This is a genomic window from Neobacillus sp. MER 74, from assembly GCF_023714155.1.
This window is the reverse complement of the sequence record NZ_JAMAUV010000009.1, coordinates 112,205-136,716: the sequence shown is the minus strand read 5'-3', so window position 1 is coordinate 136,716 and position 24,512 is coordinate 112,205. Positions and strand designations below refer to the sequence as shown.

General features: G+C 38.6%; 29 protein-coding genes, 1 pseudogene and 2 riboswitches. Of the genes and pseudogenes, 10 read left to right on the top strand and 20 right to left on the bottom strand.

All coding sequences use genetic code 11. The annotated features are described in order from the left end of the window. Positions 1-24: 24 nt before the first annotated feature. Positions 25-2,118, top strand: coding sequence for a transglycosylase domain-containing protein (locus M3610_RS16515; protein WP_251460705.1), 2,094 nt, complete (start codon positions 25-27; stop codon positions 2,116-2,118). Between the two features lie 24 nt (positions 2,119-2,142). Here the strand turns inward: M3610_RS16515 and M3610_RS16510 are convergent, their stop codons facing one another. From M3610_RS16510 to M3610_RS16430, 17 genes and pseudogenes are all read right to left on the bottom strand, one after another. Continuing rightward, on the bottom strand, positions 2,143-2,859 hold the full coding sequence (locus M3610_RS16510; RefSeq protein WP_251460703.1) for an ATP-binding protein: 717 nt from the start codon (positions 2,857-2,859) through the stop codon (positions 2,143-2,145). Then, positions 2,856-3,347, bottom strand: a complete 492-nt coding sequence (locus M3610_RS16505; RefSeq protein ID WP_098575324.1) for an ECF transporter S component — start codon at positions 3,345-3,347, stop codon at positions 2,856-2,858. The genes M3610_RS16510 and M3610_RS16505 overlap by 4 nt, the downstream gene beginning before the upstream one ends. Continuing rightward, on the bottom strand, positions 3,348-3,932 hold the full coding sequence (locus M3610_RS16500) for a cob(I)yrinic acid a,c-diamide adenosyltransferase (protein WP_251460701.1): 585 nt from the start codon (positions 3,930-3,932) through the stop codon (positions 3,348-3,350). A gap of 15 nt (positions 3,933-3,947) precedes the next feature. After that, positions 3,948-4,382, bottom strand: coding sequence for a bifunctional adenosylcobinamide kinase/adenosylcobinamide-phosphate guanylyltransferase (locus M3610_RS16495; protein ID WP_251460699.1), 435 nt, complete (start codon positions 4,380-4,382; stop codon positions 3,948-3,950). After that, positions 4,334-4,945, bottom strand: coding sequence for a histidine phosphatase family protein (locus M3610_RS16490; protein WP_251460697.1), 612 nt, complete (start codon positions 4,943-4,945; stop codon positions 4,334-4,336). The genes M3610_RS16495 and M3610_RS16490 overlap by 49 nt, the downstream gene beginning before the upstream one ends. Further along, positions 4,903-5,694, bottom strand: a complete 792-nt coding sequence (gene cobS / locus M3610_RS16485; RefSeq protein ID WP_311315833.1) for an adenosylcobinamide-GDP ribazoletransferase — start codon at positions 5,692-5,694, stop codon at positions 4,903-4,905. The genes M3610_RS16490 and cobS overlap by 43 nt, the downstream gene beginning before the upstream one ends. Next, positions 5,691-7,196 (bottom strand): cobyric acid synthase, encoded by a 1,506-nt coding sequence (locus M3610_RS16480; RefSeq protein ID WP_251460695.1) that lies wholly within the window; start codon positions 7,194-7,196, stop codon positions 5,691-5,693. Before M3610_RS16480 ends, cobS begins: the two co-directional genes overlap by 4 nt. Beyond that, complete coding sequence (locus M3610_RS16475) at positions 7,193-7,765, bottom strand: bifunctional adenosylcobinamide kinase/adenosylcobinamide-phosphate guanylyltransferase (RefSeq protein ID WP_251460693.1); 573 nt, start codon at positions 7,763-7,765, stop codon at positions 7,193-7,195. Before M3610_RS16475 ends, M3610_RS16480 begins: the two co-directional genes overlap by 4 nt. Further along, a complete protein-coding gene (cobD, locus tag M3610_RS16470) occupies positions 7,738-8,823 on the bottom strand; it encodes a threonine-phosphate decarboxylase CobD (protein ID WP_251460691.1) in 1,086 nt (361 codons plus the stop codon). The genes M3610_RS16475 and cobD overlap by 28 nt, the downstream gene beginning before the upstream one ends. Beyond that, positions 8,780-9,763 (bottom strand): adenosylcobinamide-phosphate synthase CbiB, encoded by a 984-nt coding sequence (cbiB, locus tag M3610_RS16465; RefSeq protein WP_251460689.1) that lies wholly within the window; start codon positions 9,761-9,763, stop codon positions 8,780-8,782. Before cbiB ends, cobD begins: the two co-directional genes overlap by 44 nt. Next, positions 9,757-11,226 (bottom strand): adenosylcobinamide amidohydrolase, encoded by a 1,470-nt coding sequence (locus M3610_RS16460; RefSeq protein WP_251460687.1) that lies wholly within the window; start codon positions 11,224-11,226, stop codon positions 9,757-9,759. Before M3610_RS16460 ends, cbiB begins: the two co-directional genes overlap by 7 nt. A gap of 3 nt (positions 11,227-11,229) precedes the next feature. After that, complete coding sequence (locus M3610_RS16455; RefSeq protein ID WP_251460685.1) at positions 11,230-12,291, bottom strand: FecCD family ABC transporter permease; 1,062 nt, start codon at positions 12,289-12,291, stop codon at positions 11,230-11,232. Next, on the bottom strand, positions 12,257-13,222 hold the full coding sequence (locus M3610_RS16450; protein WP_251460683.1) for an ABC transporter substrate-binding protein: 966 nt from the start codon (positions 13,220-13,222) through the stop codon (positions 12,257-12,259). Before M3610_RS16450 ends, M3610_RS16455 begins: the two co-directional genes overlap by 35 nt. A 192-nt stretch (positions 13,223-13,414) precedes the next feature. Then, positions 13,415-13,606, bottom strand: a riboswitch (cobalamin riboswitch). A 60-nt stretch (positions 13,607-13,666) separates the two neighbouring features. Further along, positions 13,667-14,137 (bottom strand): 6,7-dimethyl-8-ribityllumazine synthase, encoded by a 471-nt coding sequence (gene ribH, locus M3610_RS16445; protein ID WP_251460681.1) that lies wholly within the window; start codon positions 14,135-14,137, stop codon positions 13,667-13,669. Positions 14,138-14,193: 56 nt separating this feature from the next. Continuing rightward, a pseudogene (gene ribB / locus M3610_RS16440) lies at positions 14,194-14,814 on the bottom strand (3,4-dihydroxy-2-butanone-4-phosphate synthase); the annotation flags it as partial. A gap of 24 nt (positions 14,815-14,838) precedes the next feature. Continuing rightward, positions 14,839-15,498: a riboflavin synthase gene (ribE, locus tag M3610_RS16435; RefSeq protein WP_098575310.1), complete on the bottom strand. Its 660-nt coding sequence runs from the start codon at positions 15,496-15,498 to the stop codon at positions 14,839-14,841. A 151-nt stretch (positions 15,499-15,649) separates the two neighbouring features. Beyond that, positions 15,650-15,798: riboswitch (FMN riboswitch) on the bottom strand. A 127-nt stretch (positions 15,799-15,925) separates the two neighbouring features. Then, positions 15,926-16,396 (bottom strand): GyrI-like domain-containing protein, encoded by a 471-nt coding sequence (locus M3610_RS16430; RefSeq protein ID WP_251460679.1) that lies wholly within the window; start codon positions 16,394-16,396, stop codon positions 15,926-15,928. Positions 16,397-16,651: 255 nt separating this feature from the next. Here M3610_RS16430 and M3610_RS16425 point away from each other — a divergent pair, with 255 nt between their 5' ends. Then, the gene (locus M3610_RS16425) at positions 16,652-16,855 is read left to right on the top strand and encodes a hypothetical protein (RefSeq protein ID WP_098575308.1); all 204 of its coding nucleotides are present in this window, start codon (positions 16,652-16,654) and stop codon (positions 16,853-16,855) included. Next, positions 16,848-17,045, top strand: a complete 198-nt coding sequence (locus M3610_RS16420) for a YwbE family protein (protein ID WP_251460678.1) — start codon at positions 16,848-16,850, stop codon at positions 17,043-17,045. The genes M3610_RS16425 and M3610_RS16420 overlap by 8 nt, the downstream gene beginning before the upstream one ends. A gap of 423 nt (positions 17,046-17,468) precedes the next feature. Here M3610_RS16420 and M3610_RS16415 read toward each other — a convergent pair whose 3' ends face one another. Then, on the bottom strand, positions 17,469-17,669 hold the full coding sequence (locus M3610_RS16415) for a cold-shock protein (RefSeq protein WP_026566955.1): 201 nt from the start codon (positions 17,667-17,669) through the stop codon (positions 17,469-17,471). Positions 17,670-17,795: 126 nt separating this feature from the next. Next, complete coding sequence (locus tag M3610_RS16410) at positions 17,796-18,545, bottom strand: Cof-type HAD-IIB family hydrolase (RefSeq protein WP_251460677.1); 750 nt, start codon at positions 18,543-18,545, stop codon at positions 17,796-17,798. 206 nt (positions 18,546-18,751) lie between these two features. Between M3610_RS16410 and M3610_RS16405 the strand changes: the two genes are divergently transcribed. Genes M3610_RS16405 through M3610_RS16395 form a run of 3 tightly spaced genes read left to right on the top strand, consistent with a single transcriptional unit; the run spans position 18,752 to position 19,701 of the window. Continuing rightward, positions 18,752-19,018, top strand: a complete 267-nt coding sequence (locus M3610_RS16405; protein WP_098575305.1) for a spore germination protein — start codon at positions 18,752-18,754, stop codon at positions 19,016-19,018. A gap of 20 nt (positions 19,019-19,038) precedes the next feature. Next, complete coding sequence (locus tag M3610_RS16400; protein WP_251460676.1) at positions 19,039-19,281, top strand: spore germination protein; 243 nt, start codon at positions 19,039-19,041, stop codon at positions 19,279-19,281. A gap of 12 nt (positions 19,282-19,293) precedes the next feature. After that, positions 19,294-19,701 (top strand): Hsp20/alpha crystallin family protein, encoded by a 408-nt coding sequence (locus M3610_RS16395; protein WP_251460675.1) that lies wholly within the window; start codon positions 19,294-19,296, stop codon positions 19,699-19,701. 242 nt (positions 19,702-19,943) lie between these two features. Here the strand turns inward: M3610_RS16395 and M3610_RS16390 are convergent, their stop codons facing one another. After that, complete coding sequence (locus tag M3610_RS16390; protein ID WP_251460674.1) at positions 19,944-20,246, bottom strand: iron-sulfur cluster assembly accessory protein; 303 nt, start codon at positions 20,244-20,246, stop codon at positions 19,944-19,946. A 371-nt stretch (positions 20,247-20,617) separates the two neighbouring features. Here M3610_RS16390 and qoxA point away from each other — a divergent pair, with 371 nt between their 5' ends. From qoxA to qoxD, 4 genes are read left to right on the top strand one after another with little or no spacing between them, the layout of a single operon-like run. Then, positions 20,618-21,604 carry a cytochrome aa3 quinol oxidase subunit II gene (qoxA, locus tag M3610_RS16385; protein ID WP_098575507.1) on the top strand — a complete coding sequence of 329 codons (987 nt, stop codon included), beginning with the start codon at positions 20,618-20,620 and terminating at the stop codon, positions 21,602-21,604. Beyond that, positions 21,594-23,570: a cytochrome aa3 quinol oxidase subunit I gene (gene qoxB / locus M3610_RS16380; protein WP_098575301.1), complete on the top strand. Its 1,977-nt coding sequence runs from the start codon at positions 21,594-21,596 to the stop codon at positions 23,568-23,570. Before qoxA ends, qoxB begins: the two co-directional genes overlap by 11 nt. Further along, positions 23,560-24,165, top strand: a complete 606-nt coding sequence (gene qoxC / locus M3610_RS16375; protein WP_026566947.1) for a cytochrome aa3 quinol oxidase subunit III — start codon at positions 23,560-23,562, stop codon at positions 24,163-24,165. The genes qoxB and qoxC overlap by 11 nt, the downstream gene beginning before the upstream one ends. Further along, a complete protein-coding gene (gene qoxD / locus M3610_RS16370) occupies positions 24,166-24,459 on the top strand; it encodes a cytochrome aa3 quinol oxidase subunit IV (protein ID WP_098575300.1) in 294 nt (97 codons plus the stop codon). The last annotated feature ends 53 nt before the right edge of the window (positions 24,460-24,512 follow it).

Below are 24,512 nucleotides of genomic sequence, written 5' to 3'. Positions count from 1 at the left end.
ACATTTTGAAAGTAAGGAGATCACATGGAGAAATTGCATCCATATTGGGAAAAGATTGTTCGTTTCTGGAAGAACAAACATTTAACACAAATATCATTATTACTAATCCTAGTCGTTGTTTTATCAACCATTCTTTACTTCGGTTGGATTGCGATGAGAGCAAATGTAGAATCACTAAAGCAAGGGCTCAGTCAACCGACCGTTATCTATGATAAAAAAGGGAAAATAGCAAGTAATGTTGCCACTAATCGGACCAAGGGTGTAAATATCGAGGAGCTCCCAAAGTATATCCCAAATGCGGTTGTGGCAATCGAAGATGAACGATTCTATGAGCATGGCGGCTTTGATATTAAGGGTATTGCTCGCGCCTTTTTCAGTAACTTGTTTGCGGGCAGGATCACGGGCGGCGGAAGTACGTTAACCCAGCAGTTAACAAAGAATGCCCTCCTATCTCCTGAACGAACCTATAAGCGAAAAGCAGAGGAATTATTTTTAGCCGTAAAAATTGAAAAAGTTTATACAAAAAACGAGATTTTACAGATGTACCTTAATCAGGTTTATTTCGGGAGCGGATCCTGGGGTATCAGTAACGCTTCAAAAAAATATTTTGATAAAAATATTAAAGACGTTTCTGTCAGTGAGGCCGCAATGCTAGCCGGATTGCTGCATTCACCGAATTACCTAGATCCATATAACAACTACGATTTAGCTATGATAAGAAGAAATACTGTATTAAGTAAAATGAAAGAACAAGGGATGATAACTAGTTCACAATATAACAAAGCGAAAAAAGAAAAAATCCGTCTTAAGGATGGCGGCGGAAGCAATGTGGAAAGAAAATATCCATATTATGTGGATGCAGTCCTGAATGAGGCAATCAATAAATATGGTTTAACCCAAGAAGAAATCCTAACTAGAGGCTATCGAATTTACACAGCGATGGATCAAAATCTTCAGACTGATCTTGAAAAAGTGTATAGTGAAGACTATTTGTTCCCGCGCAGTAGAGGGGGAAAACTTGTTCAAAGTGGCTCTGTTCTAATGGACCCTGCAACAGGCGGAGTGAGTGCCCTAGTTGGAGGACGTGGTGAGCATATATTCCGAGGCTTTAATAGGGCAACACAATTACGAGCACAGCCTGGCTCATCAATCAAACCACTGGCAGTATATACACCTGCCCTTGAAGAAGGCTACAAGTACTCATCCGAGCTCGTCGACAAACCCATCAAGTTCGGAAATTATAAACCAGAGAATTTTTCAAAAACCTACGAAGGAAAGGTTGAAATGTACAAGGCGCTTGAAAAGTCACTGAATATCCCTGCAGTTTGGCTGTTAAATGAGATTGGTTTAAATAAGGGAATCGATTCATTGAAAAAGTTCGGTATCCCTGTCGAAAAAGCAGATAAGAACCTCGCCATTGCACTGGGCGGAATGAGTACAGGGGTCTCCCCCTTACAAATGGCTAACGCCTTTTCAACTTTCCCAAATGGCGGAAAACGAGAAGACAGTCATTTAATTACTAAGATAGTTGGTCCAACTGGAAATGTGATTGCGGAGCATGAAGCAAAAACCACAAAAGTAACATCAAAAGAAGTCACAGATGAAATGACAGCGATGCTCTTAAATGTAGTAGAAACAGGAACTGCAAGGCGAGCTCGTATCCCTGATGTCCAAATAGCCGGAAAGACAGGGTCAACCCAGCTGCCTTTTAATAATATTAATGGAACGAAGGACCAATGGATGGTGGGATATACGCCAAATCTGGTTGGCGCCATCTGGATAGGGTTTGACCAAACCGATCGGGAACATTACTTGCCAAGTCCTAGCTCGGCTAATGTGGTGCCTATCTTTAAGGAGATTATGAAGAAATCCGTTCAACATCTTCCTAAAGAGCGTTTTGATGTTGTTTCAATCAATGACCAACTCGCAGGAAAAAGCACTTCAATGGAGAGTATCAATGAACAGGCAAAGAAAATAAGCAAAGAATTAAATGAAAATGCTCAAAAAATCGGGCAAAAGATCAAAGAAAATGCTCCAGGTTGGAAAGAAAAATTGGATCAAGTATTATATAAGGTTGGCAAGGGAGTTAATTCTCTCATTGAAAGAATTCAGCAGTAATAGAAAATAGCACCCCTGACGGTGCTATTTTCTTATTTCTATGGTATATAACAATTCCCCTGTGATTTTTCGGATAATTTCTTCTTGATCGGGTTGAAAACACACAATGAAACAGGTGGATGGGCCAGCTGATTTAATGATATCAACAGTAGTAACCACCCGTTCTTGTGTTATCATTTCATTTGGGTACATTTGATTGAGTTCATACAGGATCCCTTTAGAACCTACCGGCCACAGCATTGCTCCCTTAATCAAACTCACCTCATGAAAAATAGCTAGCGGTGCAACCTGGTCGTTTAGTTCGATCACTTCGTTGCCAACTAGCGGCAAACCAATAACAGCTATTTTCAAGTGTTTAGTGAAAGCAAGATCAGTTATTTTAGCAGACGACTTCTTTCCCAAGACCATTAACCCTATCGCAGATTGCAGAAGTTGAAAGTTACTTTCTGAACTTCCAGTTATCCTTACATCTGATAACTTTAGTTCAGACAGTCCCTTTTCTATTCCACTAACTAACTGATCCCATGGTTCATTACCGCAAAAATTATGGAGCAGCACTGAAACAGGTTCTCCTCCTGCTGCAATACATTCCATTACGGCAACTCTGAATGCGTAATAAGCGACCGTATCATAGGAGACATGAACATGGTCCTGCGCCTTCATTCCAATGGCTCCGCTATTATCACATGCAATAATAAGGGAGTCCCCCTCACTAAAAGGAATGGTTACGATATCCCTCATTGTTTAACATCCTGATTGTGCAATCTATGAGATACAAGTGAATTGAGACGGGGAATTGCAACCATTGCGATGACCGTATTAATGACGGAACCAATGAGCAAGGAAGGAATAATCCCCAAATAAAATCCTACATTCATTAAATAAATAAATGGTAACGGAGCAACCAAGGAATTTCCAATGATGAAAACAACACATGCTAAAAATTTATTATTTTTATACATGACCCCAAAAACCCAAACCAACAGGGCCATTTCGCCAGCAATTAAAAAGTGCAAGGGACCTAATGGGAACCCACCAATTAATGCCGATATTAGATGCCCAAATGCCCCCACTATTGCACCTGCCCCTGCCCCAAACAAAACTGATGCCAAAAGTGCAGGGAATGCATCCAGTGCGACGCTCCCGACTATCGCTGGAATCTTAATCATAGCTCCGACCACAGACAATGCCGTTAACATGGCCAGACCGCTAACCCATTTTCCTTTCATTTACTTTTCCTCCTTCCGCTTTCCATCTCTAAACACATTGGCACTGCGAACATATTCCACATCACTGACCTTTAATCGGAAGTTGATTACTCTTGCCAGCGCAAAGAAATAATCTGATAGACGGTTTAGATACATCAACGCAACTTCAGATGTTTTCAGATCAGCTTTTACTAACTTAACAACTAATCGTTCTGCACGTCTAGTCACTGTCCTAGCGATATGAATGGTTGCTGATGGTTTGGTTCCTCCTGGTAAAATAAATCGCTCTAACTCAGGCGCTTCTTCAATGAACTCATCGATTTTCTTTTCAAGGTAATCAATAGATTCTTGGTGAAGTTTTAATTCTCGCTTTGCCGTCACATTTGCAAGGTCCCCGCCACAATCAAATAATTCATGTTGAATTTTTTCAAGATCGGCCAGCACGTCCTTAAATAAATGGGGGTCTAGCTCTTGAATAGCCTGACCGACAAAGCAATTCACTTCGTCCACTGTACCGTATGCTTCAACGCGGGTATCATCTTTATCTACTCTTCCACCGATGATGCTCGTTTTTCCTTTATCACCTGTTCTTGTGTAAATTCTCATCTTCTCCATTCCCCTTTACTTTATTGTTTGGTTTAATCCATACCATATGACGTCAACTTTTTCTGCTTTGGAGGCGATATCTTGATAAGCCCAACCAGTTACATCCCGCCATCGTCTATTTTCTGCCTCCATTGGAACAATTCCTTTGGAAATATCAGTTCCAATCACAATTAACTTACGCGGCTCGGCTGTATTTTCCCAAGTGTCCCATTCCTCCAAACAATTTGCCCAGAATTCCCGACACTTATCGGCATCGAATCTCGCAGTTAAATCTTTTAGCCAAATTTCTACCCCTTCAAGTATGATAACTCTTTGGTCGAAATCAATTAGATTTTTCGGGATAGAGTGGCCATCATAGGCTGAAACCCAATGTTTATTCTCATAACGGCTATAGGTGTTCTTTACCCATGCCCTTTTGCCGTTAAAGGCACCTCCAATAATAAAATGCATCGTTCACCTCTCCTTAGTGCTTCTCTTTCAAAAATGAGTTCGTACCCTTGATCATGATTTACTTGCCAGGCCCAAAATTCTTTTCGGTCCGGTGCAAACCTAGATAACAGATAACGAATAACTCCACCATGAGTAATTACCGCACAGCTATTTAGGTTTGATCTAAGAACCTCGTCGGTAATTTTTGTCCAGCCAGAGTCTACCCTCTGGGTAAATTCCTGATACGATTCACCTTTTGGCGGAATATGTAAATTAGGAGCTTTCAGCCAGTTGCGATAGTGAACATTTTCTTTTAATTCTTCGTACGTTTTCCCTTCCCATTGACCGAAATTCATTTCTCGTAATTCTTTGATAAGTTTTATACTAGCATTTGAAAATAATCTTTCTCCTGTCTTAACACATCTTTGCAAATCACTAGAATAATAATGCTCATAATTTTTTGAACTGACCCGATCCTTTGTTTCAGGTGATAAGGGGGAATCATTCCAGCCCAAATAGGCTTTTCGTTTATTTTCTTCGGTTACTCCATGACGAAATAGTGCAATAACCACACGGTCATCCATAATAGTAACTCAATCCCTTCCACCGCAGCACCTAAAACATCCCCGGTAATACCCCCAAACCATTTCATAGCTTTTCGGCGAAAAAGAAATGTACAACAGGCTGAAGCCAGAATTAATATACCTATAATGAAGAATTCTTTACTAAAAAAACTAACTAAAATCAGTAGACAGACTAGGTAAAAAGGATACGGCCAAAGTGACTGCGGTTTCGCTGCTTTTTGGAACAACGCTCCGAGACCTTCATTTTTGGCTGCCCTCACGGTTAACAACAGTACTCCCATAACACTTTTACTTAAAAATGGAATCATTGCAATAATGATATAAAATGTGTTTTCAACATTCACTGTACTTTCATAAATAAAAAGAAACCGACAACTTAATAAAACTAAAATGGATAGAACTCCGAATGCACCTGTCCTAGGATCCTTCATGATTTCAAGCCTTTTCTCTTGATCCTGATAGGAAAAAAAAGCATCACTCGCATCCATCCAGCCATCGAGATGGATTCCTCCCGTCAAGAAAATTGTTGCCAGCCATAGCAAGAAGGCTGAAGCAAGATGGCTAAATGGAGTGAATTCCGAACAAAAATAGAAGAATGCTGAATAAATGATCCCTTGTAGTAATCCTACCAGCGGAAATGCTTGCACTGCCTTTTTAAGATGTTCCTGATCCATTGGCAATTCTAATTTGATCGGGATTGCCGTAAAAAATTGAATATCGATTAAAAAACCTTTCCAGAACTTCATCATTTTGTACCCCATTGATGGATGAGCTTTTTCATCAGATCCCATTTAAAGTGACTTTTCATCTCATTTGCCAAAATATCAAATCGTTTATCTTTATACTCGCTAATAGATTTGACCCCTTGGACTGGCAGTGCTTTCTTTTTCCGGATCATATTTAACCATTGATTTCTCCACTCATCATTATGAAAAAGATGGTGAAGATATGTACCAATGATTTGACCGTCATTTCCGAAATACCCCTCATCATCCCCGTTGGCTAAGGTTAAAAATGGTTTAGCCTCATTAGAAAAGGTAGTCTTTCCTAAATGGATTTCATAGCCCTCTAACCGTTGATGTGCAGGCAATCCAGTAGCTTGATGATACTGGGCATTGACAGGATTAGTTTCTTTATCTTGATAAAAAGTAGTCGTCGCTGGGATCAAACTTAATCCTTTAGCATGAAAGTTAGGAATATTTGTGTCGCTGCCAGATTTATCAATCAATTCTTCGCCAAGGATTTGATACCCACCACAGATTCCTAAAATAAAACCACCATTTGCCACATGTTTTTTGATTAAAATATCTAACTGTTTATCTTTTAAATTTTGCAGATCACTGATGGTACTTTTTGTACCAGGTATAATAATTGCATCAGGTTGTCCGAATTCACTTGCATATTTGACCCAGCGAATTGTCACATCTTCTTCAAATAAAAATGGCTCCAAGTCACTATAATTTGAAATAAACGGGAGGTGGATGACAGCAATATCTAGTGTCCCTTTTTTCGGATAGGCAAATTGGGTCCTAATCGATAATGAGTCCTCGCCATCAATCATATGATTTTCCACAAACGGCAATACACCTAATACAGGCACACCTGTTTTCTCTTCAATCCACTGAACTCCGTCCTCAAATAAGCTGAGATCACCGCAAAATTTATTAATAATCACACCGACGATTCTTTCCCTTTCATTAGGTTCCAGTAATTCAAGCGTGCCAACAATACTTGCAAACACTCCGCCCCGATCAATATCAGCAACTAGGACAACTGGTATATCCGCCAATTCGGCCACCTTCATATTAACAAGTTCGCGGTCCTTTAAATTAATTTCAACTGGACTGCCGGCTCCTTCGATTACCACTACATCATATTTATCAGCAAGATGCTGTAGGGATTCCTTAATCACTGCTAATCCCTTTTCATAAAAGTGATCCCGATACCCGCGCCCTGAAAGGGTCTCAATCGCTTTCCCCAGGTAAACAATTTCAGCATCCTGTGCGGAACGGGGCTTTAATAGAATCGGATTCATCCATACCGATGGCTCTGTTCTAGCAGCCTCTGCTTGAATTCCTTGAGCTCTTCCAATCTCCTTACCTTCTCTCGTTACATATGAGTTATTAGACATGTTCTGCGATTTAAATGGGGTAACACTTACCCCCTCGTTAGATAGGATTCGGCACAGGGCAGTGACAATTAAACTTTTGCCCACATCTGAAGCTGTCCCCTGAATCATGAGTCCTTTCATGATATAGCCCCCTTGATAACGATCGGAATTCCAGCTTCAACTAAAAACACTTGGTCCGCCTCCTTGACTAAGTACTGATGGACTTGTCCAAGTAAGCGCCCATAAGTGAACACCATCTCATTGCCAAAGAGGGACTCATTTAAAACCTCATTACTCACGATTAACATCGTTCCCACACGTTCTTTTATAGAAGTAATCCCGGTGAGGATCGTATCTTTAACGGTGGTTAAAAATCGTTCATCCCACTTTTGCTCCGAAGAAAAAAGTTCATTATTTAATAGTGTGGTAAGACAATCTAGTAAAACCACATCCTCGGCTTTAAAATCATTTGCTATCTTTCCTATTTGAACGGACTGTTCATATGTTTTCCACTGATAGCCCCCTGTTAAGCGATCCCGTTGGTGTTTTCCAATTCGTTCCTGCATTTCTGGATCAGAAGCAACACCCGTAGCAAGATAACAAAGTCGACCACCAGTTTTACTTGCCAATTTTATTGCTTGCTTCTCTGCAAAACTGCTCTTCCCGCTCCTCACACCACCCGTTATGAAGATGAATGTTGATTCCGCCATTTAGCTAACACCTCCATTAATTGATTATTTTCTTCATGACCTTTTATAGCAAAACGCAGCCATCTTCCATCCAAGCCTGGAAAATTAAAAGTATGGCGGGGAATGATGCCCTGATGAAGAAGAAACTCAAATAATGTGAACTGATCCTGTAAATGCGGGTCCTGTAGTAAGTAAAAATTTACATCAGATGACGAAGCAATATAGTTATTGTGATAAAAAAAAGAAAAAAGCCTCTTTCTCTCACAATCAATATATTCCTGTGTTTCTTTAATAAAAGCTTCGTTTTGAAGACAAAGCTCCCCAGCTAATAACGCAATGGTATTAGTGCTCCAATGAGATTGGAGCTTGCTCAGAACTGAAACTATTGCTGGTTGTGCGACTAAGTATCCCAAGCGGATACCTGGTATCGCAAACATCTTTGTCAATGAGCGAATAATGATTAAATTTGAAAACTTGTTTATGTATGGGACAACTGATTCATATTCGATTAAAAAATCAAAAAATGCTTCATCTAAGATGACAAGGCAATCTCGTTTTTCACACTCTTCTATAATCGAGATTATTGTTGACAATGGATAGTGAATACCGGTTGGGTTATTAGGATTGCACAAAAACAAAGCATCCACATCTACTAGACTAGAGCGTAAATCACTAAGATTCAATGTAAAGTCTGGCTCAATTAATTGATGATAAACAATTTCACATTGATTGACCCGACATACTTCTTCATATTCTGAAAAAGTCGGCTCGACGAGAAGGACTCTTTTGCGAGCAAGCATTCGACCAAGCAGCGTAATCAATTCTGCTCCACCATTGCCAATTAAAATAGTATCCCTCTCGGTCTGTTCTGCTTTTGAAATCATGTCCGTAAGCTTTATGGCAAACGGATCTGGGTACACATGAATTTCTCGAAAAAAATCCACCCACTTTTCCTTTAGTGAAGGTGGTGGACCAAGTGGATTTATATTTGCGCTAAAATCAATAAACTTCTTTGGGAGCGCTAACCCCATAGCTTTATATAAATATTGCGGATTCGATCCATGTGATGGCCAACTCAATGAGTATTCCCCCTATCCATAATAGTAGTAAAAACAGAAAAACCGTCCTGCTAAGAATAGAATTGGCGCCAAGGATCTGTGATGCTTGGATTATTTGAAACGGGTCACCCATTTTTGCGCGGTTAGATAAGTTTCCTTTGTAATAGTTGATACCACCTAGCTGGATCCCTAAAATAGCTGCAACAGCCGCCTCTCCCCAGCCGCTGTTTGGGCTTGGGTGCTTTTTCGCATCACGGAACAAAATCATCCATGCCTGCCTAAAACCTGTCTTTTCTGGTCGACTTCCAATCAGCATGGTCATGCCTGTTAATCGACTGGGAATCCAATTCATCACATCATCCCATTTTGCAGAAGCCCAGCCAAATTCTTTATATCTATCGTTCATGTGGCCCACCATTGAATCACATGTATTTGTGGCTCGATAAACCATCGCCAGTGGTGCCCCGCCAATGAGTGCCCAAAACATGGGGGCAGTCACCCCATCACATGTATTTTCAGCCACCGTCTCAATTGCCCCCCGAGCAATTTCACCCTCATCAAGGTTTTCTGTATCACGGCCAACAATATAAGAAAGTTTTTTCCTCGCTTCAGAAAGTTCCCCTGCACTTAATGGTCGATAGACTTCTAGTGCCGCTCCCTTTAAACTCTTTTGAGCAATAGTTGTTGATATAATGATACTTTCTATTAGTATCCCAACAAATGGGTGAACACGATAACTTGCCAAAATTACAACGAATACAAGTGAATAAACAAAGAGTAAAATAAAAAGGAGCATTCCCACCCCTTTCCATTTTTTAAACTTTCCCTTATTTAATCGTTTTTCAAGAAATGAAATCATTGTACCAATCCATTTAACAGGATGAGGCCAGTTGGGTGGATCGCCAATAAACATATCGATAATGTACGCAATGGTTATCGCGGCTAAATGATAAACTAACATGTTCGTTTCCTTTTGCTTGATTTTTGAATCGCTTCTGTCGTGCATTGATAAACAGCTTTGCTAATGAGCTTTCCTAATGGGGTTATCGTTCCTGCATATTCCAGCACCTCGCCAGATTGGGTAGCAGCAATTAATATACTATCGGTCGAGGTTCCAGTCGCGAAGGTTCCGGTCACTTCATCCATTACTTTTAGATCATTCATTGCCTTAACCTTTGTTTCAGTGGCAGTCATGATGCTTTGAATAAAGGCTTCTTCAGTTAACTCCCCTTCGATAAATATCCATGTATTAATGGTTCCAGGTACCATATCAAATGAATGTAGTTCACTCTTGGAAGCATCAATCGCATTTCCAACCCCTGCTGTTACCACTACAAATATCGAGAAGCCAGTACCCGTATATCTTTTGTAAACAACATCTTCCAAAATTACTGCTGTCATCATGCCCACTGTTTCCGACGGTTCAAACCCTTTTGATTTTAGAAATAAGGCCATCTCTCTGCGATGGTCACTACATTCGTAATCCTTATTGACATGTCGATTCACAAACGACTGATGCCATCCAGTCCCCGAACCAATTACTCCTGAGGACATGGTTCTTAACGGCATGGGAGAAGTTAATTCAATCCATTCTTCTGACATCTGTAACCTCGACTCATCAATTGTAAACATGATATTGTTGTGATTTACTTTTGGCAATAATGCCATCTGTGGCGCAGCGACTCTAGGATGAGGGTGTTTTTGAATGTCGGTATGGTAGACGTCTCTGATTCGTTCTTCACGAAGGACCTCATTCGGAATGTGATTGATATTAATCCGTCCGTTTTCAAGGAGGAGCAGCCGGTCACAATAAAGCCCCGCAAGGTTTAAATCATGAAAAATAGAGATGACCGTTAAACGATTTTCTGATGTCCATTGTTTTAAGAAATCTAACAATTCTTTTTGATAGGATAAATCTAAATGATTTGTTGGTTCATCTAATAAAAGAATTTCAGGCTCCTGGGCTAAAGCTTGTGCAAGAAAAACTCTTTGTTTTTCCCCTCCTGATAACTCCTGAATATTTTTATTTTGGAATCTTGAAACACCAATTTGCTTCATTACTCTTTGAACAACTTCTTCATCGACGGAACCCCATGATTGAAACAAACCCTTTTGATGGGCATAACGCCCGAGTGAAACGGTCTCTTTCACCGTATAAGAGAAAGATTGTGAGGAATGTTGGGACAGAACAGCAATTATTTTGGCCAATTGTTTTGCCTTGTAATGCTGGAGCCGTTTTCCGTTGATAATGATTTCACCTTTTTGGATTGGTAAAATACCGCTTAGCATTTTTAAAAGGGTTGTCTTCCCACTTCCATTCGGTCCGAGGATTCCAAAAAGTTCTCCCTTTTCCACTTCAAAAGAAATCTCCTCCAGTACTGCTTCGCTCGTGTATCCGCCAGAAACCTGTTGAACGCTTAGCATCCATTAACCACTTCTTTCTCTCCTTTTTCTTTGTAGCAGGATTATTGCAAATACCGGAGCCCCAATTAAAGCAGTGATAACACCAATGGGTAATTCTGTTGGAGAAATGATCATTCTTGAAATCAAGTCGGCTAAAATTAAAAAACCTGCCCCCGATATGATAGACAAAGGAAGAAGCTGACGATGATCAGGACCCCATAATAATCTCGACAAATGTGGAATGACCAGACCAACAAAACCAATGGTGCCTGACACCGCAACGGCTGCCCCTGTTAATATCGAGCCTGCAGTCAAGATTAAGAGCTTTCTTTTATGTACATTAACACCAATATGTTGTGCCCGTTCTTCCCCAAATGACATCGCATTTAGCTCCTTGGCATTAAAAAGCAATAAACATGAGCCAATGATGAAAAATGGTAAAATAATTTTTATGTAATCCCAGCCTCTCATTGAAACACTTCCCAAAAGCCAGCCTATAATCTGCCGGAGTTCATCCCCAGTTAGTGCAATCATAAGCGAAATTATGGCTCCTAAAAAGGAACTGAAAATAATACCTGTTAATATAATGGTTTCCACTCGCATCGATTGTTCGATTTTACTTGCAAACATGAGAACTAGGAAGATTGTAAAAAAAGAGAATAAGATACTTAACAATGGTAATGTAAAGGATCCTATGAAGGGAATGGAAAGCTGAAAAAACAGGGTCAACACCGCCCCCACAGACGCTCCAGAGGATACACCTAATGTATAAGGATCTGCTAACGGATTTCTAAGCAGCCCTTGAAAGGCTGCCCCTGCAATAGCAAGGGAAGCTCCAACAAGACCTGATAAGATTACTCTAGGCAACCGAATATTTAAGACAATACTCGTATACATTGGGTCAAATTTCTCCAAGGAAATGAGCCCGAATAACTTTGCACTAATAATCTTTATGATAGTTAAGATTGGAACCGAAACCGTTCCTATCGAAATACCTATTAATATAGAAAGAATCAGGAAGATCCCAGCTATACAATAGGCTAAATACTTATTATTTAAAAACTTCAGGATAGACAGCCTTCGCAAGATCTTCTACTCCTTCAACAATCCTTGGGCCTGAGCGAGTCACACGATCAGAATCCACATCAACTACATGTTTATTCTTTACGGCGTTGACCGTTTCCCAGCCCTTTCTAGTTAAAACTTGATCCACAGGATTCTTGACATAGAATCCATAGGTAGTGACAATGACATCAGGATTGCGTTTAATCATTGCTTCTTGGTCAATTTTAATCCAGCCTTCTTGATCATTAGCGATGTTTTCAGCATTTATTACACTAAGCATTTGACCCATAAACGTATTCTTTCCAGATGTATAAATTTCTGGAGCTGGTGAAACCTCAACCAATACCTTTTTCTTTTCTTTTATCTCTCCAGCCTTTGCTTTAATTTCTGCTAATTTATCTTTCATCCCAGTGATGATTTCATTAGCTTTTGCTGTTTCACCAGTGGCTTTCCCAATCAAATCTATAGAATCAAAGACTTGATCAAAGTTTTGCGCGTCATTAACGACTAAAACAGGAATCCCTGCATCTTTTAACTGCTGAAGCCCAGCTTCAGAACTAGAAGCCCAAGAGGCATGTGCTAACACTAAATCTGGCTTTAAGGAAATAATTTTTTCTAAGTTTATTTCTTGGCCGCCAACTTTCTCCTTTTTGGTTGCCGCTTCTGGATAATTGTCGAAATCGGTTACTCCCACTACTTCCTTATCAAGACCTAAGGCAAAAACAATTTCAGTATTACTTGGGATCAGAGAAACAATGCTTTCTGGTTTCTTTTCAATAGTAACTTCCGCCTTGGTTGCATCTTTAATCGTAAGTGGATAGGTAACTTCCGCTGTTTTCTTCTCTACACTAGTATTTGAATCTTCCTTTACCTGGTCTTTCTTTTCAGCACAACCCGCTAACACTCCTACTGTCAATAATACTACTAACAGCAATGAATACAACTTCTTCATTTTTCTCCCTGCTTTCTTTGAAAAGTATCATGTATGTAACAAAAAATAAATTTTTTCTTGTGCTAAACAAAATACGGGATAACAACAAAAAACATCTCCAAAATGAAATGGAGATGTTGGTATGATAGATTCAGGTTACTAGCATAAGTAAATAGAGTCTAGCCTTCAACACCTTCCTATCCTCGTAGGTTATTGGCGCACAAGAATTAGGCAGGTTTCCTGGCTCATGATCATCGCTTCCTATGCCTTCCCATCGTATACGACAGTGACACAATATAGGTTGCTCCCATTTACAGTGGCGGGACCGCGTTGGCTTATACCAACTTCCCTTTTAAGCTTAAAATCATCTGAGAAGATTTTAGCACCTAAATTTAAAATAATATTTTTTTGTTATTTTTATTATAGAAAATGAGAAAAGATTTGTATATGATTTTTTACAACAAGTTATTGCTCAATACTTCTGCATAAATTTGCCATTTCAATTGCAGCCGTTGCTGCATCCCAACCTTTATTTCCTGCCTTTGTACCAGCTCGTTCAATGGCTTGTTCGATTGAATCCGTTGTTAACACTCCAAAAATAACAGGAATGCCACTTTTCAAATTGATCGCAGAAACACCCTTTGCTACTTCATTACAAACATAGTCAAAATGTGGAGTTGAACCGCGAATGACAGTTCCAAGTGTAATAACTGCATCGTATTTATTACTATTGGCCATTTTTTGAGCGATTAATGAAATCTCAAATGCCCCCGGAACCCACGCAAGGTCCACATCTGACTCGCTAACTCCATGTCTTTTAAGTGCATCCTGTGCACCGCTTAATAATTTACTAGTAATAAATTCATTGAAACGTCCAACAACTATTCCAATTTTTAACCCAGAACCAACTAAATTTCCTTCAAAAATATTTCCCATGTGTATGCCTCCATCAATTGTTTTGTGTAGTTGAGCTTTAGAGCGGTAATCTATGCTTCCCGCTTAACCATTCGTTCATTTTTCATTCTATATTCAACTAGATCTTTAATCGTAATCATTTTAAGGTTCATTCTCTCTGCAATTTTGAAAAGATCAGGAACGCGGGCCATCGTTCCATCCTCATTCATAATTTCACAAATAACCCCTGCAGGCTTCGCACCGCATAATTTGGCAAGATCAACAGCTGCTTCTGTATGCCCATTTCTATTCAGAACTCCACCTTGTTTAGCAACGAGTGGAAAAATATGTCCTGGTCTTAAGAAATCACCGGCTTCTGATTCGGGGTCAACCATACTCAAAACTGTTGCGGATCTTTCAAAAGCAGAAATGCCAGTGGTAGAGAATTTATGATCGATACTGACAGTAAAGGCAGTTCGTTTCGGATCTGTGTTGTTGGTAACCATTGGATGTAAGTCAAGCTTATTAGCTAAATCCTCGTCAATAGGCACACAAATTAGGCCTCGACCGTGAGTGGCCATAAGATTTATGACCTCAGGTGTAGCTTTTTCAGCAAGGGAAATAAAGTCCCCTTCATTTTCCCTGTCCTCGTCATCACAGACAATGATAACCTTACCTTCCTTTAGGTCCGATAATGCTTCATCAATTGTATTAAACACAGTTACCTCCCCTTTCAATTTTATTTAAAAAAATCCATGCTCTTCTAAAAAATTAGCGGTTATCCCCTTGCTGCTTTTTTGCGGAGGTTGATTAGAAAAATTAGTTATAAAATGACCAACATATTTTCCTATCATATCGCATTCTAAGTTTACAATATCCCCTGAACCCTTCTGTCCAAGAATCGATTCTGACAATGTATGCGGGATAATGGATAATGTAAAACTATTCTCCGAAACAGCAAATACGGTTAAGCTTGTCCCATCCACCGCTATCGACCCTCTTAAGATTACATATCGCAATAATTCCTCTTCGGCTTCAATCTCATAGTAAATCGCATTTTCAAGTGATTGTTTACTTTTTATTACACCTGTTCCGTCAATATGTCCTGAAACGAAATGACCGCCAAACCTTCCACCCGCTGCCATAGCCCGCTCAAGATTTACTTTGGACCCTCGTTTTACCATACTTAAACTGCTAGCTCTGACCGTTTCCGGCATCACATCTACTGTGAACAGTTTACCCGTAAAGGATGTAACCGTCAGACAAACCCCATTAACCGCAATACTGTCCCCAAGATGGACATCGTTTAGTATTTTATTCGCTTCTATGTTCAATACAAACGACTCGCCAGTCCGCTGGATGTTTGCGACTACGCCAATTTCTTCAATAATTCCAGTAAACATATTGTCCAAACTCCTTACTATGTTTCCCTTTGATTCTGCCCAAAAAATTAAAAAAGACCCTAAAGACAGTTTGTCATCAGGGTCTTGAAAAAAAGACAATAGAAAATAAAGGCTTAAAAATAGGTACACTTCACCCTATTGTTAATCCTGTCTTTTCCTTCTCCCATCCAGACTTTAACTGTCGGCCCTGGAGTTTCACCAGATCCACCGCTTAACATATTAATGTTAACCGGGTCACGGACTAAGAAGCATAGCTTCATCACCGCCGGTTAGGAATTTCACCTGACCCCGAAGGAAATTATTTAAATATATACTTATATGTTATGACATTTCATTCTAATAGTAAAGCTATTAGCTTAACTATATTGCACTAAAAACACAATTAATAACCAGAACTTAGCTTACCGTCATAATTTTACCAACTTATTTATTGTTTATAAGTCTTTACAGGTAAATAAATATCAAAATGTAATTCACCAGTCTCATTTTGATGTTTATGCTCTTCTTTATACACTTCCAAACTTAGGGCATTGTGATCATGTTCATATCCATATTCTTCCATCCAGGCATAGATTTGTTTATATGTACTTTCCACTGTTTCATGACTTCCTTGATGTGTAGCAAATACATAATTTTTACTTGGAATCGTAAAACCAACCATACCATCTGGGATTTCCTCAATTTTTTCAACTGGAGTTGTAACATAATAAGTAAATTCTGTTTCTCTGCTGTGAAAAGGTGCGATCAAAACAGGGTCTTTGGTTTGATATGATACTTCTTCTAGCCGATCTATCATCTTTTTAAATAGACCTGGGAGTGTACTGATTTGTGAATAAGTTCCGTTCCATGAAATTCCAACAACCTTCATTTCTTCTTTTTCTATTACTTGGATACTCATGCTAATCCCCCTTTTGAATTATCATATTAATATAATTCTCACCGTCACTCTTAAACTCCTGCAAAAATAATTCGACTAAATTCATTCCAAATCGTCCACACATGTATAGGTATTAAAATTAACGGACGTTATTCCAAAAATGAGAAATAACGTCCAAATTTTTTTAACTATCTTTTTTTAAATGATGTCGTAAATTTTATTATTTGGATGAAAATAGCATATAATGGACTTAGCACATTAATAGGAGGATTTTTTATGAGTAATGAAAATCAAACAAATCCACAGGAAGAACCCAAGAAGAAAATAAGTCTACAAGAAGCGATGAAACAACAACTGCAAAATAAGAAGAACAAATCTGCCGGAGGAACTTCAAGTTCAAACAACTCGATGGCAACTAAAAAGCTGCAAAGCCAGCAGACGAAAAAAGTAAGTAATTCACGGAGAAAAATGGGTGTCTAGTGGGCAAAATCGAGTAGATATTTTCCCAGGTGCATTCGTCAAAATAGTCCTAAAAGCGGATCAACGAAGTGGGAAACTAACAGAGGGGACCGTCAAGGATATATTAACCAAGTCCAGTTTTCATCCTCATGGCATAAAAGTCAGGCTTACGGATGGACAAGTTGGCAGAGTTAAGGAAATAAATAATTAGTTTAGAAAGTTAACCCCCCTTTGCGTACTATTGCAGAGGGGGTTTTACTAGTTGATTTCTTTAACCGTGTAGATTCTTTTTAACATGTCATGGTAAATGAAGTGACCTTTCATATACCGTGTGAACGGCTTTTTCCTCTTCATGGTAAATGGAACTCACTTTCATTTACCGTGTCAACGTTTTTTTCTTCTTCATGGTAAATGGAGCTCACTTTCATTTACCGTGTCAACGGTTTTTTCCTTTTCATGGTAAATGGAACTCACTTTCATTTACCGTGTCAACGGTTTTTTCCTCTTCATGGTAAATGGAGTGCCCTTTCATTTACCTTTCGTATTATATTCTCTTCTTAACGGTAAATGGAGCACATCGCAATATTATAAAAAAACAGACCCAAAAGGCTTGGGTCTGTTTATTGGCGGGTCATTATGATTTACGGACGTTTACTGCTTGTGGTCCACGTTGGCCACTTTCAATTTCAAACGTTACCTCTTGACCTTCGTCTAATGTTTTGTATCCTTCGCCTTGAATAGCAGAAAAGTGAACAAATACATCTTCTCCACCTTCACGCTCAATGAATCCAAAACCTTTTTCACTGTTAAACCATTTTACTTTACCTGATTCCATTCTTTGTAGCCTCCTAGCATGTAACTATTACATGTAAATTGCAAATTGATTGCATAATTATTTTTACCCATTTCCTTTTTACCTATACCATAACAATTTTAAAAATTTTAATTGGATATAAAATCTTTATAAAACCCATTTGTGGATTGCTTTTGCAACTCCGTCTTCCTCATTTGTGGTAGTTACCCAATCCGCAGCTTCTTTCACAAGATCTTGTGCATTTCCCATTGCAACTCCCATGCCAGCTGCCTTGATCATCGCCAAATCATTAAGACTATCACCTACGGCCATTACATTTTTCATATCCAATCCCAGCCTGTTACAAACAATCTCCAGACCCTTCGCTTTATTAATACCGGCCGAATTCACTTCAATATTTTTCAACGTAGAATTACTAAGTTCAAATTCACCTTTTGCCTGTAATTCTTTCATGATTATCTCTCTGGTTTCATCATCATCGATATTAAAGCCAAATTTCATCCATTCTAAAGTATGCAAGTCCTCCGGCATTTCATTATGCCAATTGCGTTCCGTGCTAATCGCCCAAAACTTAGTCTTATGTTGCAGCGATAACCTCCACATCCACTCAACAAGTTCAGACTTTACCAAGTTCCTCTCTACTAATTGACGTTGATCATCCCATATTTCACTACCATTAACGGTGACTAAATAAGAATCAAGCTCCAATGAATCAGCATGCTCTCTGCTCGTCAAAAGTGAACGGCCTGTACTAAGAACCACATAGATTCCTTTTTCCTTAGCAGCTTTGATGGCTTCACGATTTGCTTCCGATACCTGTCCTTTATTATTTAAAAGCGTACCATCCATATCGAGTGCAACTAGTTTGACTTCAATGTCATTATTAAAATTATCCATATGTATATCAAGCTCCCTTCCATACTTTTCCTATAATAAGATAACATCATTTCTAAAAACTAATCAAACATTAAGTTTACATAATATAGTTATAATAAATACTCTGACAAGTATCTTGCAATTTTCTTATAATCCTTTAATAAGTAACCTATAGGCGCTCTATTGCATATAGTACCCATAAGCCAAGAATAGAAAGGTGTTTAATGATGCCATCGGTTGTTATCAATTTATATTATCTAAAAATAAACAGTATTTCGGGCAATGGCTCCATAACTATAGGGGAAGCATCTCATAACAGTCCCACAGCCAATAGTAAATTACAAGGAATTAATGCTTCATATGGAGATACTTCACCAACTGAGGCAATGATGGAAAACCTGTTAAATGATCCAGACGTTAATGATCAAACCTCTATTGGAACTACTGATTCTACTAATGTCAATACACCAATTCAACCTGTACCACCAATCTAAAATTATAGGAGTTATCTGATATGCCATATCAAATAAATATTTTAAATTTCAAGATAAATGGAGCCACCCAAAACGGGAATGTTGATATCGGTCCTACTGTGCATAACAGCCATACTGCAAATAGTAAATTTGTTGGAGCAAATTTCACTTTAGGTGATTTATCACCAGCTACTTCTTTAATGTACTCAGGCAATATAGATACAGATATTAGTGATCAGGATCAAATAGCTAACCCATCTATGCCTATAGCTAATCAAATTTAAAGGAGCAGCAATATGGATATAGAAAAAATGAGAAAATGGCTAGAGATTACTAACGAGTATAGAGAGAGCAATTTTTGGTCTAGCGTACTAAAGCAAAAACAACCAGATGAATTTTTTAGAGAAGTATCGCTAAATCCAAAATTTGACTTATACCAAAATGATTATTATAACTTTATTATTTTTGAAATACCTGGGGTAAATCCAGAAGATGTTTCGCTTAGCTTAATTTCAAATAATCATTTAAAAATTAATGGCAGAATAAAACCTGTTCTACCATTAGAAATGGAAATGAAGAGAGAACGCGAATATGGTGATTTTGAACGAGTAATTGACCTACCTGAACCAACACAGGCTCATTTAATACATTCACAAATTAATAATGGACTACTTCATTTATCTTACCCTCGAAATAAGAACTGACTAAAGTGTTTATCTCCTATATCATAAAGACTTATTGCAAAAGATTTCCCTTCTATGATTGTAGAAGGGTAAACTTGTTTTGTGATTAAATCATATGCACACTCCTTTTATTAGTATGAAATTACTTACGATTGTTCATGGTAATGGGATTATATGAAATAATTACTAATTATTTCAAGTTTTAAGAAAATAACAATAATAAAAAAACGCCTGTCAAAAACAAGCGTTTTAATGTGGTGCTATTAATGATGGTGATGGACGCCCATGGTTGGGTTAGTAATCAGCCACTCATCTTTCGGGAATTGGAAATATTGAATCCAAATACTATTTAGGTTTGAGTCATTTTTATCAATAATGAAATCAATTTCTTTATCGCTTGTGACGACAACATCATTTTCTGTTGGTGTATCAAGCTTTAAATCATAATGGGCATGGTCACCATGAATACTTGTGACATGCACACGAAAAAGTTTTCCTTGTGCTTCTTCTTGTTCTAACATTTTTTTCAAAGCTTTTGCTGCATTACGATTCACTTTTACCTTCATTTTTGGCTCTCCTCATCTATGTATTCCTACGTATTATCCCACTTTTTTGCAAAAATAGACAATGATTAGTTTTGAACTAAAAATACTTAATTTACCAGGTAAAAATTTACATACATTCTTTTCCTCGATAGGAATTTTAAAACCTTAACAAATTTGTCACAAATTAATCGAAAAACGTGTATAAACATCACAGCATTATTGTTAATATAGGTTTTAGAAAAGACTAACGGACTAATTACTATTAAATAATAACTAATTTAAATTAGGCTTAATCAGTGCATGGAAGCAAAAAAAGAAGTAATTCAGTCTTGTTTGTGAAAGGTTTCACGATTATAATCGTAAAAGTGAACATTTGGAAGGGAGAAAAATTCATGTTTAAAAAAAGCTACTTAATTCCACTGTTAGCTTTAGTACCAACTATGCTTTTAAGCGGATGTACGAATATGGTCGTCTTTGATCCAAAAGGACCTGCCGCACGTGACATTCTAGATTTAATTAACTGGTCACTTATTTTTATGTTGCTAGTGGTTGTCGTTGTTTTTGGTTTATTTGGATATATTATCTGGAAATATCGGGCTAAGCCTGAAAATGCAGATTACGAACCACCTGAAGAACATGGCAGCACAAAATTAGAAATAATTTGGACTGTCATTCCTATTCTTATTGTTATTGCTTTAACGATTCCTACTGTTAATACAATCTATAAGTTAGAAAAAGTACCTGCTGGATATGAAAATAAAAAACCAATTACCATTAATGTGACTTCTGCCGATTGGAAGTGGATTTTTAGCTACCCTGAACAAGGGATTGAAACTGTGAACTACGTGAATATTCCTGCTGGCACGCCTGTGCAGTTTAAGTTAACTTCTGCAGGTACAATGCAGTCATTCTGGGTTCCTGCTTTAGGCGGTCAAAAGTATACCATGAACAAGATGGAGACAGAGCTGTACCTTACAGCTGACAAGCCTGGTGAATTTTTAGGAAGAAATACAAACTTTAATGGTAAGGGCTATGCTGAAATGGAATTTACGGTTGAAGCAAAATCCCCCCAAGCCTTTGAAAAATGGGTAAAAGAAGTTAAAGAAACTGCTCCTAAGTTAACAGAAAAGAAATACAATCAACTTCTTAAGCCTACACACTTAGGACGTGAAACATTTATTGGAACACATCTTGCCTGGGTAAACCATGCGGATATGAATTCTAAAACTTATACAAATCCTGAATTGTACGAAGTACATGGCGTAAAAGGAAAGATTTTCAAAGAAAAAGAAACAAATAGTCATTCTATGGACATGGAAGGTATGGAAAGCATGGACAAGAGTGAGAAATCAGATGGAGGTGAGCACAATGAACATTAATTGGCATGACTTTTTTATTGTTGGCAACCCATTAATACTAGGTTCCCAGATTGCTATTCTCTTAACAATGATCGGAATTGTGGCTGGAGTTACCTATTTAAAAAAATGGAAATGGCTCTGGAGAGAATGGTTAACAACCGTTGATCATAAACGAATTGGGATTATGTATATCCTCTCTGGTGTATTAATGTTTTTCCGTGGCGGTGTTGACGGCCTCTTAATGAAGGCTCAAACCTCACGTCCAGAAATGAAATTTTTAGATGCACAACATTACAATGAAATTTTCACTACACACGGTGTCATTATGATTTTGTTTGCAGCAATGCCATTATTAATTGGCTTAATGAACGTAGTAATCCCACTGCAAATCGGTGCTCGTGACGTCGCATTCCCACAACTTAACGCGTTAAGCTTCTGGCTGTTCTTTAGTGGTGCGATGCTGTTTAATATTTCGTTTGTTGTCGGTGGTTCTCCAGATGCTGGTTGGACTGCATACTTCCCTCTTGCAGGTAAAGAATTTACTCCTGGAATCGGGAATAACTATTATGCGATTGCCCTGCAAATTGCTGGGATTGGTACCCTGATGACGGGTATAAATTTTATTGTTACTATCTTAAAAATGAGAACAAAAGGCATGACACTGATGAGAATGCCAATGTTTACTTGGACTTCATTCATTGCTTCGGTGATTATTGTTGCTTCATTCCCAATTTTCACGGTTGCACTTGCATTAATGACGTTTGACCGGATCTTTGGAACCCATTTCTTCACCTTAGCGGGTGGCGGTATGGATATGATGTGGGCTAACCTTTTCTGGTTATGGGGTCACCCTGAGGTATATATCGTTGTCCTACCCGCATTTGGAATGTTTTCTGAAGTTATTTCAACATTTTCAAGAAAAATGCTTTTTGGTTATAAATCTATGGTTTTCTCGATTGTTGGTATTGCGTTTTTAAGTATGCTCGTTTGGGTCCACCACTTCTTTACAATGGGAGCTGGACCAGGAGTTAACTCCGTTTTCTCCATTACGACGATGATGATTGCTATTCCAACGGGTGTCAAAATGTTTAACTGGTTATTCACGATGAGAAAAGGTCGAATTGAGTTTTCCACTGCGATGCTTTGGGCACTTGCATTCATTCCATGCTTTATCATCGGTGGTGTAACTGGCGTTATGCTCGCAATGGGCGCGGCCGATTACCAATACCACAACACCCTATTCCTTGTCGCTCACTTCCATTATGTGTTAATTCCTGGTGTTGTGTTTGCGGTATTTGCTGGACTTTATTACTGGTGGCCAAAAATGTTCGGCCATATGCTCAATGAGAAAATTGGTAAAATACATTTTTGGTTCTTTACCATTGGATTTAACTTAACGTTTATGCCAATGTTCTTCCTAGGATTAGATGGTGCGGTGCGTCGTTCGTACACTTATTCTGCTGAATCTGGCTATGCACCATTATTCCTATTATCTACTATTGGTGCAGTTATCTTAGCAATCGGCTTTGGCGCACTTTGCTATAACATTTATTGGAGTGCACGCTATGCAGACCGTAATATTTCAAACGATCCATGGGATGCAAGAACGCTAGAGTGGGCAACTGCTTCACCGCCTCCATTCTATAATTTTGCGAAATTGCCTGAAGTGAAATCTGTTGATAGCTTCTGGTATATGAAAAAGAATAACGAAGGATTGACGTTGAAAGACGAAGAAATTGAAGAAATCCATATGCCAAGTAATTCCGGCTTACCAATCTATATGGGCGTAATCTTTGGCATTGCTGGTTTCTTCCTAGTCTTTGAATGGAAAATTGCGGCTCTTGTAGCCACTGTTGGAATACTTATTGGGTTAATCATTCGTTCATTCGATTACAACGATGGTTTCCATGTTCATGTTGACGAAATAAAGGAAACGGAAAAAGCATGGCGTAACGTCGATAAAGGGGGGAACAGCCATGTCAGCTAATGTAAACACTGCCTTACCACTCGAATATCAAACAGAACAGAACCGAATGAATATTCTCGGTTTCTGGATTTTCCTAGGAGCGGAGATTATTCTCTTTGGGACTCTCTTTGCCGTATTTTCTGTCCTTAGTGCGAGATATGCTGGAGGTCCAACTCCAAAGGACCTTTTTGAAATAAAAGATGTTATGGTCGAAACGATCCTTTTATTAACTAGTAGTTTTACTTGCGGTCTTGCCATTTATGAGATGCGCCGTCATAACCGGAATGGATTATTGTTATGGTTTATCATTACCCTTCTCCTTGGTGCTGGGTTCGTGTTCATGGAGATCACAGAATTTATCCATTATGTTCATGAAGGAGCTACCATGCAAACAAGTGCTTTCCTTTCCAGCTTCTTTGTATTACTTGGAACACACGGACTGCACGTGAGTATGGGTATTGGCTGGGCGACTATGGTTATTATCCAAATACTAAAACGAGGGTTAACACCTGTTACTGCTCGTAAAACTTTTATCATCGGTCTATATTGGCACTTTTTAGATGTTGTCTGGATTTTCATTTTCACATTTGTGTATTTAGCAAGGATGGTGGCATAAATGGCTAAAAATACAAAAGGATTTCCACTTACACATGTGTTAGGTTTTATTATGTCATTAGTACTAACCTTCGCCGCACTTGGTGTAGCACTGAAAACTAATCTTCCTTTTAAAACAATACTCTGGATTATCGGCTCTTTAGCTGTAATCCAGGCTGCCCTTCAGCTATATATGTTCATGCATATGAACGAAGGAGAAGACGGCAAATCCCAAATCATCAACGTCGCTTACGGATTCTTCATCGCCTTCGTAACCGTTGCTGGTTCAATCTGGGTTATGTCTTTCGGAATGTAAATAAAAAGGTGTCAGGCACCGTGTGAATTCTTCACATGGTACCTGACACCCTT

What these genes read in the sequence shown, in the direction of transcription:
- M3610_RS16515 (WP_251460705.1), top strand. Translation starts at nt 25, where the DNA reads ATGGAGAAATTGCATCCATATTGGGAAAAGATTGTTCGTTTCTGGAAG.
- M3610_RS16510 (WP_251460703.1), bottom strand. Translation starts at nt 2,859, where the DNA reads ATGAGGGATATCGTAACCATTCCTTTTAGTGAGGGGGACTCCCTTATT.
- M3610_RS16505 (WP_098575324.1), bottom strand. Translation starts at nt 3,347, where the DNA reads ATGAAAGGAAAATGGGTTAGCGGTCTGGCCATGTTAACGGCATTGTCT.
- M3610_RS16500 (WP_251460701.1), bottom strand. Translation starts at nt 3,932, where the DNA reads ATGAGAATTTACACAAGAACAGGTGATAAAGGAAAAACGAGCATCATC.
- M3610_RS16495 (WP_251460699.1), bottom strand. Translation starts at nt 4,382, where the DNA reads ATGCATTTTATTATTGGAGGTGCCTTTAACGGCAAAAGGGCATGGGTA.
- M3610_RS16490 (WP_251460697.1), bottom strand. Translation starts at nt 4,945, where the DNA reads ATGGATGACCGTGTGGTTATTGCACTATTTCGTCATGGAGTAACCGAA.
- cobS (WP_311315833.1), bottom strand. Translation starts at nt 5,694, where the DNA reads ATGATGAAGTTCTGGAAAGGTTTTTTAATCGATATTCAATTTTTTACG.
- M3610_RS16480 (WP_251460695.1), bottom strand. Translation starts at nt 7,196, where the DNA reads ATGAAAGGACTCATGATTCAGGGGACAGCTTCAGATGTGGGCAAAAGT.
- M3610_RS16475 (WP_251460693.1), bottom strand. Translation starts at nt 7,765, where the DNA reads ATGGCGGAATCAACATTCATCTTCATAACGGGTGGTGTGAGGAGCGGG.
- cbiB (WP_251460689.1), bottom strand. Translation starts at nt 9,763, where the DNA reads ATGTTAGTTTATCATTTAGCCGCGATAACCATTGCGTACATTATCGAT.
- M3610_RS16460 (WP_251460687.1), bottom strand. Translation starts at nt 11,226, where the DNA reads ATGCTAAGCGTTCAACAGGTTTCTGGCGGATACACGAGCGAAGCAGTA.
- M3610_RS16450 (WP_251460683.1), bottom strand. Translation starts at nt 13,222, where the DNA reads ATGAAGAAGTTGTATTCATTGCTGTTAGTAGTATTATTGACAGTAGGA.
- ribH (WP_251460681.1), bottom strand. Translation starts at nt 14,137, where the DNA reads ATGGGAAATATTTTTGAAGGAAATTTAGTTGGTTCTGGGTTAAAAATT.
- ribE (WP_098575310.1), bottom strand. Translation starts at nt 15,498, where the DNA reads ATGTTTACTGGAATTATTGAAGAAATTGGCGTAGTCGCAAACATCCAG.
- M3610_RS16430 (WP_251460679.1), bottom strand. Translation starts at nt 16,396, where the DNA reads ATGAGTATCCAAGTAATAGAAAAAGAAGAAATGAAGGTTGTTGGAATT.
- M3610_RS16425 (WP_098575308.1), top strand. Translation starts at nt 16,652, where the DNA reads ATGAGTAATGAAAATCAAACAAATCCACAGGAAGAACCCAAGAAGAAA.
- M3610_RS16415 (WP_026566955.1), bottom strand. Translation starts at nt 17,669, where the DNA reads ATGGAATCAGGTAAAGTAAAATGGTTTAACAGTGAAAAAGGTTTTGGA.
- M3610_RS16410 (WP_251460677.1), bottom strand. Translation starts at nt 18,545, where the DNA reads ATGGATAATTTTAATAATGACATTGAAGTCAAACTAGTTGCACTCGAT.
- M3610_RS16405 (WP_098575305.1), top strand. Translation starts at nt 18,752, where the DNA reads ATGCCATCGGTTGTTATCAATTTATATTATCTAAAAATAAACAGTATT.
- M3610_RS16400 (WP_251460676.1), top strand. Translation starts at nt 19,039, where the DNA reads ATGCCATATCAAATAAATATTTTAAATTTCAAGATAAATGGAGCCACC.
- M3610_RS16395 (WP_251460675.1), top strand. Translation starts at nt 19,294, where the DNA reads ATGGATATAGAAAAAATGAGAAAATGGCTAGAGATTACTAACGAGTAT.
- M3610_RS16390 (WP_251460674.1), bottom strand. Translation starts at nt 20,246, where the DNA reads ATGAAGGTAAAAGTGAATCGTAATGCAGCAAAAGCTTTGAAAAAAATG.
- qoxA (WP_098575507.1), top strand. Translation starts at nt 20,618, where the DNA reads ATGTTTAAAAAAAGCTACTTAATTCCACTGTTAGCTTTAGTACCAACT.
- qoxB (WP_098575301.1), top strand. Translation starts at nt 21,594, where the DNA reads ATGAACATTAATTGGCATGACTTTTTTATTGTTGGCAACCCATTAATA.
- qoxC (WP_026566947.1), top strand. Translation starts at nt 23,560, where the DNA reads ATGTCAGCTAATGTAAACACTGCCTTACCACTCGAATATCAAACAGAA.
- qoxD (WP_098575300.1), top strand. Translation starts at nt 24,166, where the DNA reads ATGGCTAAAAATACAAAAGGATTTCCACTTACACATGTGTTAGGTTTT.